The organism is Enterobacter sp. SGAir0187 (assembly GCF_002952735.2).
GTDB classification, from domain to species: domain Bacteria; phylum Pseudomonadota; class Gammaproteobacteria; order Enterobacterales; family Enterobacteriaceae; genus Enterobacter; species Enterobacter quasiroggenkampii.
Map to the genome: position 1 here is coordinate 3501472 of NZ_CP025034.2, position 15302 is coordinate 3516773.

14 protein-coding genes are annotated in these 15302 nt (G+C 56.5%); 9 read left to right on the plus strand and 5 right to left on the minus strand.

What is annotated here, in order from left to right:
* The first annotated feature begins 39 nt into the window (after positions 1 to 39).
* Positions 40 to 435 carry a DUF423 domain-containing protein gene (locus CWR52_RS16910; protein ID WP_008499646.1) on the plus strand — a complete coding sequence of 132 codons (396 nt, stop codon included), beginning with the start codon at positions 40 to 42 and terminating at the stop codon, positions 433 to 435.
* On the plus strand, positions 428 to 1528 hold the full coding sequence (gene rlmM, locus CWR52_RS16915; protein WP_104950198.1) for a 23S rRNA (cytidine(2498)-2'-O)-methyltransferase RlmM: 1101 nt from the start codon (positions 428 to 430) through the stop codon (positions 1526 to 1528). Before CWR52_RS16910 ends, rlmM begins: the two co-directional genes overlap by 8 nt.
* 62 nt (positions 1529 to 1590) lie before the next feature.
* On the opposite strand, the gene xni is transcribed toward rlmM, so the two are convergent.
* From xni to queF, 5 genes are all read right to left on the minus strand, one after another.
* The gene (gene xni / locus CWR52_RS16920) at positions 1591 to 2346 is read right to left on the minus strand and encodes a flap endonuclease Xni (protein ID WP_021241892.1); all 756 of its coding nucleotides are present in this window, start codon (positions 2344 to 2346) and stop codon (positions 1591 to 1593) included.
* 112 nt (positions 2347 to 2458) lie between these two features.
* On the minus strand, positions 2459 to 3826 hold the full coding sequence (gene sdaB, locus CWR52_RS16925; RefSeq protein ID WP_048029187.1) for an L-serine ammonia-lyase II: 1368 nt from the start codon (positions 3824 to 3826) through the stop codon (positions 2459 to 2461).
* A 65-nt stretch (positions 3827 to 3891) separates the two neighbouring features.
* The gene (locus tag CWR52_RS16930) at positions 3892 to 5187 is read right to left on the minus strand and encodes an HAAAP family serine/threonine permease (RefSeq protein ID WP_045404160.1); all 1296 of its coding nucleotides are present in this window, start codon (positions 5185 to 5187) and stop codon (positions 3892 to 3894) included.
* A 515-nt stretch (positions 5188 to 5702) separates the two neighbouring features.
* The gene (ppnN, locus tag CWR52_RS16935; RefSeq protein ID WP_008499641.1) at positions 5703 to 7067 is read right to left on the minus strand and encodes a nucleotide 5'-monophosphate nucleosidase PpnN; all 1365 of its coding nucleotides are present in this window, start codon (positions 7065 to 7067) and stop codon (positions 5703 to 5705) included.
* Between the two features lie 116 nt (positions 7068 to 7183).
* Positions 7184 to 8026 (minus strand): NADPH-dependent 7-cyano-7-deazaguanine reductase QueF, encoded by an 843-nt coding sequence (gene queF, locus CWR52_RS16940; RefSeq protein WP_063622377.1) that lies wholly within the window; start codon positions 8024 to 8026, stop codon positions 7184 to 7186.
* 69 nt (positions 8027 to 8095) lie between these two features.
* On the opposite strand from queF, the gene syd reads away from it, so the two are divergent.
* The 7 genes from syd to gudD all read left to right on the plus strand — a co-directional run bounded on the left by syd (position 8096) and on the right by gudD (position 15232).
* Positions 8096 to 8641 carry a SecY-interacting protein gene (gene syd / locus CWR52_RS16945; protein WP_045908467.1) on the plus strand — a complete coding sequence of 182 codons (546 nt, stop codon included), beginning with the start codon at positions 8096 to 8098 and terminating at the stop codon, positions 8639 to 8641.
* A gap of 632 nt (positions 8642 to 9273) precedes the next feature.
* Positions 9274 to 9603: a YqcC family protein gene (locus CWR52_RS16950; RefSeq protein WP_023309024.1), complete on the plus strand. Its 330-nt coding sequence runs from the start codon at positions 9274 to 9276 to the stop codon at positions 9601 to 9603.
* Complete coding sequence (gene truC / locus CWR52_RS16955; RefSeq protein ID WP_104950199.1) at positions 9600 to 10376, plus strand: tRNA pseudouridine(65) synthase TruC; 777 nt, start codon at positions 9600 to 9602, stop codon at positions 10374 to 10376. The genes CWR52_RS16950 and truC overlap by 4 nt, the downstream gene beginning before the upstream one ends.
* Before the next feature lie 24 nt (positions 10377 to 10400).
* Entirely contained in the window at positions 10401 to 10850 is a 450-nt protein-coding gene (locus CWR52_RS16960) for a flavodoxin (RefSeq protein WP_023294459.1), read from the plus strand.
* A gap of 333 nt (positions 10851 to 11183) precedes the next feature.
* Complete coding sequence (gene gudP, locus CWR52_RS16970) at positions 11184 to 12539, plus strand: galactarate/glucarate/glycerate transporter GudP (protein WP_104950200.1); 1356 nt, start codon at positions 11184 to 11186, stop codon at positions 12537 to 12539.
* Positions 12539 to 13879, plus strand: a complete 1341-nt coding sequence (locus CWR52_RS16975; RefSeq protein WP_104950201.1) for an enolase C-terminal domain-like protein — start codon at positions 12539 to 12541, stop codon at positions 13877 to 13879. Before gudP ends, CWR52_RS16975 begins: the two co-directional genes overlap by 1 nt.
* 12 nt (positions 13880 to 13891) lie before the next feature.
* Positions 13892 to 15232, plus strand: a complete 1341-nt coding sequence (gene gudD, locus CWR52_RS16980; RefSeq protein ID WP_104950202.1) for a glucarate dehydratase — start codon at positions 13892 to 13894, stop codon at positions 15230 to 15232.
* Positions 15233 to 15302: the final 70 nt, after the last annotated feature.

Sequence of the window (15302 nt, forward strand, 5' to 3'; positions counted from 1 at the left end):
CGTTTGTGTGCCGGGCACGCATTAATTCAGGACTTAAACATGACCAGCCGATTCATGCTGATTTTTGCCGCGGTGAGTGGCTTTATTTTTGTTGCACTGGGCGCCTTCGGCGCACATGTCTTAAGCAAGTCGTTGGGCGCTGTAGAAATGGGCTGGATCCAGACCGGCCTTGAATATCAGGCGTTCCATACGCTGGCGATCTTTGGGCTGGCGGTGGCGATGCAGCGCCGTATCAGCATCTGGTTTTACTGGAGCAGTGTCTTCCTGGCGCTGGGCACGGTGCTTTTTAGCGGCAGCCTCTACTGTCTGGCACTTTCGCATTTACGCCTGTGGGCGTTTGTTACACCTGTCGGCGGCGTCAGCTTCCTGGCGGGTTGGGTATTAATGTTTATCGGAGCTATCCGTCTGAAACGCAAGGGCGTTGTTCATGAATAAGGTTGTTTTATATTGTCGCCCGGGGTTTGAGAAAGAGTGCGCCGCGGAAATTACCGATAAAGCGGCGAAGCGCGAAATCTTCGGCTTTGCTCGCGTAAAAGAAAACGCGGGTTACGTGGTTTTTGAATGCTATCAGCCTGAAGATGCGGATAAGCTGGCACGCGAGCTGCCGTTTAGCTCGCTGATCTTTGCGCGCCAGATGTTTGTCGCGGGTGAGCTGCTGAAGGATCTTCCCCCGGAAGACCGCATCACCCCCATTGTCGGCATGCTGCAGGGCGTGGTGGAGAAGGGCGGCGATCTGCGCGTTGAAGTGGCGGATACCAACGAAAGTAAAGAGCTGATGAAGTTCTGCCGTAAGTTCACCGTTCCGCTGCGCGCGGCGCTGCGTGATGCGGGCGTGCTGACGAACTACGAAACGCCGAAGCGTCCGGTGGTGCATATCTTCTTTATCGCACCGGGCTGCTGCTATACGGGCTATTCGTACACCAATAACAATTCGCCATTCTTTATGGGCATCCCGCGTCTGAAGTTCCCGTCAGATGCGCCGAGCCGTTCAACCCTGAAGCTGGAAGAGGCATTTCACGTCTTTATCCCGGCAGATGAGTGGGACGAGCGTCTGGCTAACGGCATGTATGCCGTCGACCTTGGCGCGTGTCCGGGCGGCTGGACCTATCAGCTGGTGAAACGCAATATGTGGGTATCGTCCGTCGATAACGGCCCAATGGCGCAAAGCCTGATGGACACCGGGCAGGTGACCTGGCTGCGAGAAGACGGTTTCCGCTATCGCCCAACCCGCAACAACATCTCGTGGATGGTGTGCGACATGGTGGAGAAGCCGGCGAAAGTGGCCGCGCTGATGGCTTCCTGGCTGGTGAACGGCTGGTGCCGTGAGACCATTTTCAACCTCAAGCTGCCGATGAAAAAGCGCTACGAGGAGGTCTCCCAGAACCTGGCCTACATCCAGGCGCAACTGGATGAGCACGGTATTAACGTGGAGATCCAGGCGCGTCAGCTGTATCACGACCGCGAAGAGGTGACGGTGCATATTCGTCGCTGGTGGGCGGCCGTAGGCGGGCGTCGCGACGAGCGCTAATACGTGCTTTGTTTTGCCCGGTAGCGCTGCGCTTACCGGGCCTACAAATCCCTGTAGTCGTTTTAACGTTCTAAACGCAACTGCTGTAAATTCCCGTCCAGCTGTAAATCCGTCTGTAGCGTTGCGATTTCCCGGCAGATAAACGCCATCTCTTTATGCGCCTCCAGCTTCTTGCGCCATTTTTCTGGCACCTCGTCCAGACGGGCGTAAATGCCTTCCAGACTCTGAAAATCGGTCAGCAACTGCGCGGCGCTCTTCGGCCCAATACCGGCGACACCCGGAACTTTAGAGCTGCTGATGCCTGCCAGACCCCAGTAATCCGGCAATTGCTCAGGCGATACGCCAAACTCGCTGGCAATGAACGGCGCGTCCAGCCAGCGTTTTTGAAAATAGTCGCGAATGCGGATAGTAGGGGAGAGCAGCTGGCAGTAACCTTTGTCCGTTGAAACAATCGTGGCCTGATGCCCGGCACTCGCCACCTTTACGGCCAGGGTGGCCGCGAGATCGTCGGCTTCATTTCCCTGTGCGCCCCAGCAGGGGACGCCCCGCTGTTCAAATGCGGCGCGCAGCATGGGCAATTCGGCGTGAAGATCATCCGGCATCGGTGCGCGTCCGGCTTTGTAGTCGGGCAGACGCTGGTGTCGCCAGCCCGTATTGCGGGCTTCGTCATCAAATACCGCGACCGCATGGGTGGGTTCACTATGGCGGATAAGCTGTTCCAGCGCGTGCAGGCAGGTGTCTTTACAAGGCGTACCCTGTACCGCATGGATACGGCGAATCAGGTTAAGTGCATCGACGATAAGTAAATGAACGGCCACAGATAATCTCCCTTCTATCTAATGCGTGAAGGGTAACACTGTCAGCAGCATGAAACTATGAATGGTGGGGAAAACAGGAAGAAGCCTCGCAAAACGAGGCTTCCTGAGAGGCTTAATCGCAGGTTACGATCTTCATCGCCAGGCCGCCGCGAGAAGTTTCGCGGTATTTGGCGTTCATATCTTTACCGGTTTCGTACATGGTTTCGATAACCTTATCGAGACAGACGCGCGGTTCGCTGGTGCGGCGCAGCGCCATACGCGCCGCGTTCACCGCCTTCACGGAGGCAATCGCGTTACGCTCGATACACGGAACCTGTACCTGGCCGGCAACCGGGTCACAGGTCAGCCCCAGGTTGTGTTCCATGCCGATTTCCGCAGCAATGCACACCTGCGCCGGGCTTGCGCCCAAGAGCTCCGCCAGACCCGCTGCCGCCATGGAGCACGCCACCCCGACTTCACCCTGACAGCCCACTTCCGCACCGGAAATGGAGGCGTTCATCTTATACAGAGAACCAATCGCACTGGCGACCAGCAGGTAGCGCGCCAGCGAGTTCGCATTCACTTCACGGATAAACTTGTCGTAGTACGCCAGTACCGCCGGAACGATGCCGCAGGCACCGTTGGTCGGCGCGGTGACCACACGGCCCCCTGCGGCGTTTTCTTCGTTTACCGCCAGGGCGAACATGTTGATCCAGTCCACCACGGCCATCGGGTCCGTAGTCGTTTTGTCGGTGCTCACCAGCATACGGCGCAGCGCTGCCGCACGACGCGGTACGCGAAGCTTGCCCGGCAGAACGCCTTCGGTGGTGATCCCGCGCTCAATACCGCCGCGCATCACATCCCAGACGTTAGCGAAGTGCTGTTCCAGCTCCTCTTTGCTGTGCAGCGCCAGCTCGTTTTTCATCATCAGACCGGAGAGGGAAAGGCCGGTCTCCTGGCAGTGACGCTGGAGGTCTGCCGCCGTTTTGTACGGATACGGCACCTCGACAGAAGAGGTGTTGGTTTGACCAAAGTGGTCTTCGTCGACGATAAAACCACCGCCGATAGAGTAATACGTCTGGCTGTATACCGCTTTGTCGCCGGCCAGCGCGGTGATGCGCATACCGTTTTCGTGCAGCGACAGGTTGTCCGCATGGAAATTCATGCAATGGTCAACCGGGAATTCAACCTCATGCTCGCCGTTCGCCAGCAGCAGTCGCCCGTGGGTGTTCACGTCCTGGATAAAGCCAGGGATCGCATCAATATCAACGGTATCCGGCAGGTTTCCCGCCAGGCCCATGATAATGGCGATATCGGTGTGGTGGCCTTTCCCGGTCAGGGAAAGCGAGCCGTATACATCGACAACCACGCGGGTGATGTCGTGCAAGATGCCGCGTGCAATCAAGTCATCCGTGAACTGCTTACCGGCTTTCATCGGTCCGACGGTGTGAGAGCTGGAAGGACCAATACCGATTTTGAAAATATCGAATACGCTAATCATGATGCGTCCATTGCTTTCAGTCAGAGAGGAGGGAGTGCGCCGTCCGGGGACGGCGCGGGTGAGAATCAGAACATGGTGTACAGGGAGTAGAAGATCGCAGAGATAGCGATAAGCCCCATGATAACCACAAAGACGTTGCTGACATGACCGCTGTACTTACGCATAGCCGGGACTTTCTGAATCGCGTACATCGGCATCAGGAACAGAATCATCGCGATGACCGGGCCGCCCAGGGTCTCAATCATGCCCAGGATGCTTGGGTTCAGCGTCGCTACCGCCCAAGTGGTGAGCAGCATGAACAGTGCAGTGATTTTGTTCAGCTTGTTGATTTCAATGCTCTTGCCTTTACCGCGCAGAGATTTAATCACCATACCGTTGAAGCCTTCACGTGCGCCCAGGTAGTGGCCCAGGAAGGATTTGGTGATGGCGATCATCGCGATGATCGGTGCCATCCACGCAATCAGCGGTGCGTTAAAGTGGTTCGCCAGGTAAGACAGAATAGAGATGTTCTGCTCTTTCGCTGCCGCCAGGTCCGCCGGGGAGAGGCTCAGTACGCAGCTGAAGACGAAGAACATCACGGTCAGCACCATCATGACGTGAGCGCGTGCCAGAATGCTGGAGCACTTCTTCTCTGCGCCATTACCGTACTCTTCACGTTTCGCCACGGCGAAAGAGGAGATGATAGGAGAGTGGTTGAAGGAGAAGACCATAACCGGGATCGCCAGCCACAGGGTCATCAGCAGGCCGTTACCGGTCGCAGACGCGCTGCTCAGGGACAGGGTTTCCAGCGCTGCACCGTTCCACTGTGGGATCAGGTAGCAGGCCAGCAGCATCAGTGCGGCCACAAACGGGAACACCAGTACGCTCATCGCTTTCACAATCATCTGCTCGCCGAAGCGCACGATGGTCATCATGCCGACAATCAGGATCAGAGACAGGATGGCACGCGGTGGCGGCGTCATGTGCAGCTGGTGCAGCATGAAGCTTTCAACGGTGTTGGTGATCGCCACGCTGTAAACCAGCAGGATAGGGTAAATCGCGAAGAAGTAGAGCAGGGTAATCAATTTACCCGCGCCCACGCCGAAATGCTCTTCAACCACTTCAGTGATGTCTTCGCCCGGGTTTTTACCGGACAGCACGAAGCGGGTCAGACCGCGGTGTGCAAAGAAGGTCATCGGGAAAGCAATGATAGCCATAATGATCAGCGGGATCAGACCGCCGACGCCTGCGTTGATAGGAAGGAACAGTACACCAGCGCCGATTGCCGTGCCGTAAAGGCCAAGCATCCACATGGTATCCGTTTTGCGCCAACCACTTCGGGATTCAATCGAAGCAACGGTGCTGGTTTGAGTGGTTTCCATCTGTATCTCCTGGAGGAAGCGAATTGTCAGGTTTTTAGTCAAATCCGATGAAAAAGTGCCTGACGGTAATATGAAATTCGTTCAGTGACGGTTTTTTAATAATTTTTGCCCGTAACTATTGGCGGGCGGAAAGATACATTCTAGTTATGAATCTATCAGTGATCGTGATCCCAAATGCAATAATCCACTTATGATGTGGGCATCTTTAGACCATTTATCTGTTAAAAAAACATCAAAGAGAATTTACGGGCGCGAAGGCTACCACCAACGACATGTGCGCTGAAAGACCGCCCCGTGATATAGGTGTCTTTCGCTGTAAAGAAATGGGTTTTTAGTATTTTCTGGCAGGTAATTTGGATTAAGGCTGATAATTTACGGTTGCAAAATGCAGGTAATCGTTTGCGTATGTGACAACTTTGTAAAATATATAAGTGATGCCTATGAATTACATCAGGAATAAAAAAAGCCGGGACGCGCAACAGGACGACCCGGCTTTGATGAGATATCGCTAAGCGTCAGGTGCAGATTTCGTAGCAAGGAATATAGGCAGAGCCCGGCAGCTTCATGCGGTGCTGGGCGACAAAGCCCTGAAGCATGTCATCCATACGGCGCATCATCTCCGGATCGCCGTGGATCTTGTACGGACCGTACTGCTCAATGGCGCGGATACCGACCTCTTTGACGTTGCCCGCCACAATCCCGGAGAAGGCGCGACGCAGATCGGCGGCCAGAACTTCCACCGGCTGATCCGGGTAGAGTTTCAGGTTCGCCATGTTCTCGTGTGAAGGCTCGAACGGGATCTGCAGATCCGGCGCAATACGGATTGACCAGTTAAAGCTGTAGGCATCCCCGGTATCGCGACGGTTCTCTTTCACCAGCGGCATCGCTTTTTTCATCTGGCGCGCCACTTCCGCAGCATCGTCGATGATGATGCGATAGTGACGACGCGCGGCTTCACCCAGCGTGTGCACGATAAACTCGTCCAGCACGCGGAAGTAGTCGGCGCTCTCTTTTGGTCCGGTCAGGATCAGCGGCAGCACCTGATCTTTGTTGGCCGGGTTCATCAGAATACCCAGCAGATAGAGCAGCTCTTCTGCTGTCCCCACGCCGCCCGGGAAGATGATAATGCCGTGGGCGATACGAACAAACGCTTCAAGACGTTTTTCGATATCCGGCATGATAATCAGCTCGTTAACCAGCGGGTTAGGTGGCTCAGCGGCGATGATGGACGGCTCGGTCATGCCGATAAACCGCCCCTCTTTGTAGCGCTGCTGCGCGTGACCCACTGCAGCACCTTTCATTGGCGCTTCCATCGCACCTGGACCACACCCGGTACAGATATTCAGCTCGCGCAGGCCAAGCTGGGTGCCCACCCGACGCGCATAAAGGTATTCGGTTTCGTTAATGGAGTGACCGCCCCAGCAGACGACCATGTTCGGCGCTTCACCCACGTGCAGGGCACGGGCGTTGCGCAAAATGGAGAACACCAGGTTGGTGATATGGACCGAGCTTTCCAGATCGAGATGCTGGAAACGGCCTGCGTTGTGGATCTGCCCGTTAACAAACAGGATGTCACGCAGCACGGCAAACAGGTTAGCCTGAAGTGATCGAATGATGCGTCCGTCGACAAACGCCTCTTCCGGCGGGTTGATGACTTCAAGCTTCACGCCACGCTCGCGGCGCAGCACGTTGATATCAAAGCTTTCGAAGCGGGACAGCAGTTCTTTACTGTTATCTGTCAGGCTTCCGGAGTTCAGAACGGCAAGTGAACAGTTACGAAACAGTTGATAAAGATCGCTGCTGGCCGTGCGTTTAAGCATGTCCACTTCCAGCTGCGACAACATATCCATTGAGCCAAGCGGGCTAATATGTGTAATCAAGTGAGCTCCTTACGGGACGATTATCGTCTTTCCCTGTTGATTACAATAGCCCTGGCGCGTGACGTTTCACAACCTAAAGCGCGGAAGATACCGCGCATATTGTGAAAATATTTATATTACTGACGCACCAGCCGGCCCGTCGCCGGCACAAAATCGGTGTTGGTGCGCCACGGGTTAATGTCCAGACCGCCGCGGCGGGTGTAGCGCGCGTAAACGCTCAATTTTTCTGGCTGGCAGAAGCGCTGAATATCGCTAAAGATGCGCTCCACGCACTGCTCGTGGAATTCATTGTGATGGCGGAATGACACCAGGTAGCGCAGCAGCTTTTCCCGGTCAATTTTCGGGCCGCGGTACTGGATCTGCACCGAGCCCCAGTCCGGCTGATGCGTGATCAGGCAGTTGGATTTCAGCAGATGGCTGACCAGCGTCTCTTCGACCACCTTGCCGCTCGCCGCGTTTTCGAGGTAGTCCGCGCTGAATTCATAATTCTCCACCTCGATGTCCTGATCGTCGATGCAGGTTCCGTTGAAGTGGGCGACCGGTTGGCCTTCCAGCTCGTGCAGGCGATACAGTGAGACGCTCACCTTTCCCTGCGCGCAGGCGCTTAAATCACGTTCCAGGGTGTGCTGAACATCCTCCCAGCTGTTGAATTTGGTCTGGTTAAAGCTGTTGAGATAGAGCTTAAAGCTTTTCGACTCGACGAGATTCACGCTGGCGTAGTCCAGCTCAACGTGGCCCACTGCCACCTGCGGCAGGCCGCGCGCGTTGAGCCACGAGAGTTCGTACAGCGTCCAGATATCGCCCCCCACGAACGGCAGCGCGTCCGCGTGCAGACCCAGAGGATCGCGGTTCAGGCTACGCGGCACGCCCTGCAGCAGGCTTGCATCGTAGGTATCGCGGTAATCGGTCGATTTACCCAGCGTTAAGCCGGTTAACGCCTGATGATTTTCGTAAGACATGTTTCATAGCCACTTTACAGGTACACTTATGGCCTGAGTTTATCCTGTCTGACAAGAAGAGAGAAATCGGTGGACATCGAAACTGCAAATGCCCTCACTACCTTCACGACCCGCTACTGCGACGCATGGCATGAAAAGCAGGGCACGTGGCCGCAAAGCGCTGATTTATATGGCGTCCCTTCGCCATGCATTATCTCTTCGCTTGATGATTACGTGATCTGGCAGCCGAAGCCGAATACCGGCGAGCAGAATGTAAATGCGGTTGAACGGGCAATGGACATTGTGGTACAACCAGCGGTTCATGCGTTTTATGCCACGCAGTTTGCAGGGGATATGCCTGCGCGCTTTGCGGACATGACGCTGACGCTGTTGCAGACCTGGAGCGAAGACGATCTGCAGCGTGTTCAGGAAAACCTGATTGGTCATCTGGTCACGCAAAAGCGCCTTAAGCTTTCTCCGACGCTCTTTATCGCCACACTGGACAGCGAGCTGGACGTAATCTCCGTCTGTAACCTGTCAGGTGAAGTGATTAAAGAGACTATCGGTACCCGCAATCGCGAGACTCTCGCCCCCTCTCTTGCGGATTTCCTCACCCGACTTGAGCCCCTTCTGTAATCCATGCTGCTACAGCGCGTGTGAGAGATCTCTTACAAGGTTTGTGAGAGATCGCTGGAACATTCAGTATTACCTCATTAAATTCAGATTAATATCACCCTATTTTTCAATGCATTAGTTGTTCGGCCTATTATTTTTAGGGAGTCCCGGCGTCTTACAACTCTGGCTGAGTGGGTTGTAAGACGAAGCGGAATAGCGGATTCTATCTCCGTCGACAGGAAGCCGACACGAGAAACGAACATCAGGATGATGGCGTTTCTCACACAGGACTCGTCAGGATGGCGCTGCAGGAAGGCTTCAGGATGAAGCAAAGTGGATAACGCAGGATGCGTAAGGGACACCTCCAGGAAGGAGAACGAGAGCCGGTCAGGATGGTCGGTGGGTCAGGAAGGCCAGGACGTTTCAGGATGAAACAAACACGTCAGGACGATGTGTGCAGGATGCGAAAGGTATAAGGATGACCAGGCCTTCGGGCTTCAGGAAAAGTTGTCACGGATGAGCAGGGAGCACGAATTGTAGCTGGAATGCTGCGGAACGAACCGGGAGCACTGTTTTTACAGTGCTCCCTTTTTTTATTTCTGCCTTTCGCAATGCTATGCTGCGCGCCGTTCATTTTTTCAGTTGAGGTTACTATGACGCAACACGATAGCGTTCGTGCTCAGTTGCACGCCATCGAAGCCCTTTTGCGCCAACATCAGCTGTGGCAGGAGACCGCGCCGCAGCCAGAAGCGTTCGCCAGCACCCAGCCCTTTTGCCTGGATACGCTGGCGCCTTTCGAGTGGCTGCAGTGGGTGTTAATTCCGCGCATGCACGCCCTGCTTGAGGGGGGGCACCCCTTGCCGCAGGCGTTTGCTGTCTCTCCCTATTATGAAATGGCGCTCGAAGCGACGCACCCTGCGCGCGACGTCATGCTGGTCGAACTGGAAAAACTGGATGCCCTGTTTGCCGGTGAAGATGCATGACGCTTGAGATCCTCTATCAGGACGAGTGGCTGGTGGCGGTGAATAAACCGTCAGGCTGGCTGGTGCACCGCAGCTGGCTGGATCGCGACGAGAAAGTGGTGGTGATGCAGACCGTTCGCGACCAGATTGGTCAGCATGTATTTACCGCCCATCGTCTCGACCGGCCGACCTCCGGTGTGCTGCTGATGGGGCTTTCCAGCGAAGCTGGCCGTCTGCTGGCGCAGCAGTTCGAACAGCACCAGATCCAGAAGCGCTATCACGCGGTCGTGCGTGGCTGGCTGACCGAGTCCGCCACCCTGGACTACCCGCTGGTGGAGGAACTGGACAAAATCGCCGATAAATTTGCCCGGGATGACAAAGGCCCGCAGCCGGCCGTGACGGATTATCGCGGCATGGCGACGACGGAAATGCCGGTGGCCACCAGCAAATTTCCGACCACACGCTACAGCCTGGTTGAGCTTCTGCCCAAAACCGGGCGTAAGCACCAGCTGCGACGCCATCTTGCGCATCTGCGCCACCCGATTATTGGCGACAGCAAACACGGTGATTTGCGCCAGAACCGCAGCGCGGCCGAGCACTTTGGCTGCCATCGTCTGATGTTACACGCCAGCGAGCTGAGCCTGACGCACCCGTTTACCGGCGAACCGCTGACTATCCGTGCGGGGCTGGACGACGTCTGGATGCAGGCGCTGTCACAGTTTGGCTGGCTGGGACAACTCCCCGAAAATGAAAGGGTTGAGTTTGTATCGGGCAACGTTCAGGATGAACGGTAAACGCATTCATTATGGGAAAATATCATGGCTGAAGTAGGGATTTTTGTCGGCACAATGTACGGCAACTCGCTGCTGGTTGCGGAAGAGGCGGAGGCGATTCTGGCAAGCCAGGGCCATAAAGCCACGGTCTATGAAGATCCGGAGCTGGCGGACTGGGAAAAATATAAAGATAAATACATTCTGGTGGTGACCTCCACCACCGGGCAGGGCGATCTGCCGGACAGCATCGTGCCGCTGTTCCAGGGCATTAAAGACCAGCTTGGCTATCAGCCAGATGTTCACTACGGCATCATCGCCCTCGGCGACAGTTCTTACGCTAACTTCTGCGGCGGCGGCAAGCAGTTCGATGCGCTCCTGCAGGAGCAGAGCGCCCAGCGCGTGGGCGAGATGCTGCTGATAGATGCGGGTGAGCACCCGGAGCCTGAAAGCGAATCAAACCCGTGGGTGGAGAACTGGGCCTCACTTCTCAAATAACACTCTGCCCGGCGGCGCTTCGCTTGCGCGGGCCTATAAACCCCGTAGGCCGGGTAAGGCGAAGCCGCCACCCGGCAATACACCCCGCCCCAAACGCCATTTCCGTGAACCACCTTCCACTCCTCTGGGCTTATGCCCTAAACAACCTCCTTCACACCCTTTAATACTGTGTATTTGCACGGTGAGGTGAAGAGGCACTCCTTCATATACTTTTCCGGTCACGATAAAACGGCTTCAGGCCGTACCAAAACGACAAAATTAATCTCATTCTGCTTACCCTACCGGTGCTGTACAGAATGAACCAGGCGAAAGCTATGTTTCAGGAGTGCAACAATGAGTTCATTAAGCCACGCAGCGAGCAGCGCTGAAAAGCGCACCAATGCCCGCTACTGGATAGTGGTGATGCTGTTTATCGTCACGTCCTTTAACTATGGTGACCGCGCCACGCTGTCGATTGCCGGCTCGGAAATGGCAAAAGATATCGGCCTCGATCCCGTGGGCATGGGTTACGTTTTCTCCGCCTTCTCGTGGGCCTACGTCATCGGGCAAATTCCTGGCGGCTGGCTGCTGGACCGCTTTGGCTCTAAACGGGTCTATTTCTGGTCCATCTTTATCTGGTCTGCCTTTACCCTGCTGCAGGGCTTCGTCGATATCTTCAGCGGCTTCGGCATTATCGTGGCGCTCTTCACGCTGCGCTTCCTGGTGGGGTTAGCGGAAGCGCCTTCCTTCCCGGGCAACAGCCGCATTGTGGCGGCCTGGTTCCCGGCGCAGGAGAGGGGAACGGCGGTGGCTATTTTTAACTCCGCACAGTACTTCGCGACGGTGATCTTTGCGCCCATTATGGGCTGGCTGACCCATGAGGTGGGCTGGTCGCACGTGTTCTTCTTTATGGGCGGACTCGGGATCGTCATCAGCTTTATCTGGCTGAAAGTGATCCACGAACCCAACCAGCACCCTGGCGTAAACAGAAAAGAGCTGGAGTACATTGCAGAAGGTGGTGCGCTGATCAACATGGATCAGAAATCCTCGACGGCGAAAGTGCCGTTCAGCCAGAAATGGGCGCAGATCAGGCAGCTCGTTGGCTCGCGCATGATGATCGGGATCTATCTGGGCCAGTACTGTATCAACGCCTTGACCTACTTTTTCATCACCTGGTTCCCGGTTTACCTGGTGCAGGCACGCGGCATGTCGATTCTGAAAGCGGGGTTTGTCGCCTCGGTTCCGGCTATCTGCGGTTTCGTGGGAGGCGTGCTCGGCGGGGTCATTTCCGACTGGCTAATGCGCCGCACCGGTTCCCTGAACATCGCGCGTAAAACGCCTATCGTGCTCGGCATGCTGCTCTCCATGACCATGGTGTTCTGTAACTACGTCAATGCCGAGTGGATGATTATCGGCTTTATGGCGATGGCCTTCTTCGGCAAAGGCATTGGCGCGCTGGGCTGGGCGGTGATGGCGGATACGGCCCCGAAAGAGATCAGCGGCCTGAGCGGCGGTCTGTTCAACATGTTCGGTAACATCTCCGGGATTGTTACACCCATCGCTATCGGCTACATCGTCGGCACCACCGGATCGTTCAACGGTGCGCTAATCTACGTGGGTGTGCATGCGCTGGTGGCGGTCCTGAGTTACCTGGTGCTGGTGGGGGATATCAAACGCGTCGAACTTAAACCTGTTGCGGAGCGTGGCTGATGACAACGCAATCGAGCCCAACGATCACTGAGATGAAGGTCATCCCGGTGGCCGGGCAGGACAGCATGCTGCTCAATATTGGCGGTGCGCATAACGCCTGGTTTACCCGTAATATCGTGGTGCTGAAAGACAGCGCAGGAAATACCGGCGTGGGCGAGGCGCCAGGCGGAGAGGTGATTTACCAGACGCTGGTCGATGCCATTCCGCAGGTCGTGGGGCAGGAGATTGCCCGCCTGAACAAGGTGGTTCAGCGGGTGCATAAGGGCAATCAGTCGGCAGACTTTGAGACGTTCGGTAAAGGTGCCTGGACGTTTGAACTGCGCGTCAACGCGGTTGCTGCCCTGGAAGCGGCTCTGCTTGATTTACTGGGGAAGGCGCTCAATGTCCCGGTCTGCGAACTGCTGGGGCCCGGCAAACAGCGCGATGCGGTCACCGTGCTGGGCTATCTGTTCTACGTTGGCGATCGCAATAAAACCGACCTCCCCTATCTGGCCCGAACCGCGGGCGACCACGACTGGTATCAGTTGCGCCACCAGGAAGCGCTCTCCAGCGACGCGGTGGTGCGGCTGGCCGAGGCGGCGCAGGATCGCTACGGCTTTAAGGATTTCAAGCTGAAGGGCGGCGTGCTGCCCGGCGAGCAGGAGATTGAAACGGCCCGGGCGCTGAAACGGCGCTTCCCGGATGCACGGATCACCGTCGATCCCAACGGCGCATGGCTGCTGGATGAAGCCATTAGCCTGTGCAAAGGGCTGGGGGATGTTCTGACCTATGCGGAAGACCCCTGCGGCGCGGAGCAGGGCTTCTCGGGCCGCGAAGTGATGGCCGAGTTCCGTCGTGCCACCGGGCTGCCGGTGGCGACCAATATGGTCGCCACGAACTGGCGCGAAATGGGGCACGCGGTGATGCTGAACGCCGTCGACATACCGCTGGCGGACCCGCACTTCTGGACGCTCTCCGGCGCAGTGCGCGTGGCCCAGCTGTGCGATGACTGGGGGCTCACCTGGGGCTGTCACTCGAACAATCACTTTGATATTTCGCTGGCGATGTTTACCCACGTTGGCGCCGCAGCGCCGGGTAACCCGACCGCCATCGACACCCACTGGATTTGGCAGGAAGGCGAAGCCCGCCTGACGAAAAATCCGCTGGAAATCACAGAGGGCAAAATTGCCGTACCGGATGCGCCGGGCCTGGGCGTGGAGCTGGACTGGGATCGGATCCAGAAAGCCCATGAGGCGTATAAAAAATTGCCGGGCGGCGCGCGTAACGACGCGGGCCCGATGCAGTACCTTATTCCCGGCTGGACATTTGACCGTAAGCGCCCTGTTTTCGGACGTCACTGATAAAAGGATTGAATGATGAGTACTTTATCTACCCCTGTCGTCACCGCCATGCAGATTATTCCGGTAGCGGGCCATGACAGCATGTTGATGAACCTGAGCGGCGCGCACGCGCCGTTCTTTACCCGCAACATTGTCATTATCAAAGACAATGCTGGCCATACCGGCGTGGGCGAAATTCCGGGCGGGGAGAAGATCCGCAAAACCCTGGAAGAGGCCATTCCGCTGGTGGTGGGCAAAACGCTGGGGGCGTATAAAAATGTTCTGAACACCGTGCGCAATACCTTTGCCGATCGCGATGCCGGGGGCCGGGGCCTGCAGACCTTCGATCTGCGCACCACCATCCACGTGGTGACCGGAATTGAAGCCGCGATGCTGGATCTGCTGGGCCAGCATCTGGGCGTTAACGTTGCGTCGCTGCTGGGCGAGGGTCAGCAGCGCAGCGAAGTGGAAATGCTGGGCTATCTGTTCTTTGTCGGCGACCGCAAGCTGACGCCACTGCCGTATCAGAGCCAGCCCGAAGAACAATGCGACTGGTACCGACTTCGCCACGACGAGGCAATGACCCCGGATGCGGTGGTGCGCCTGGCGGAAGCCGCTTATGAAAAATATGGCTTCAATGATTTCAAACTGAAGGGCGGCGTGCTGGCCGGGGAGGAAGAGGCGGAAGCCATCACCGCGCTGGCAAAACGTTTCCCGCAGGCCCGCGTGACGCTGGATCCGAACGGCGCCTGGTCGCTTGATGAAGCGATCAAAATTGGTAAGCAGTTGAAAGGCGTGCTGGCGTATGCGGAAGATCCGTGTGGGGCTGAACAAGGCTTCTCTGGCCGTGAAGTGATGGCAGAATTCCGTCGCGCTACAGGGCTGCCAACCGCGACCAATATGATCGCCACCGACTGGCGTCAGATGGGGCACACGCTCTCTCTGCAATCGGTGGATATCCCGCTGGCGGACCCGCACTTCTGGACAATGCAGGGCTCGGTGCGCGTGGCGCAGATGTGCCATGAGTTTGGCCTGACCTGGGGTTCGCACTCCAACAACCACTTCGATATCTCGCTGGCGATGTTCACGCACGTCGCCGCCGCTGCGCCTGGCACGATCACTGCTATCGACACCCACTGGATCTGGCAGGAAGGTAATCAGCGTCTCACTAAGCAGCCGTTTGAGATCAAAGGTGGCATGGTGCAGGTGCCTTCCACGCCGGGGCTGGGGGTTGAGCTGGATATGGATCAGGTCATGAAGGCCCATGAGCTGTATCAGAAACACGGTCTGGGCGCGCGCGACGATGCGATGGCGATGCAGTATCTCATCCCTGACTGGACATTCGACAATAAACGCCCGTGCATGGTACGATAAACGCATTGGGACCGCTCCCATGAGCGGTCTTTTACGTGGTGTATGCTTAACGTAACAACTATGCGTAAGG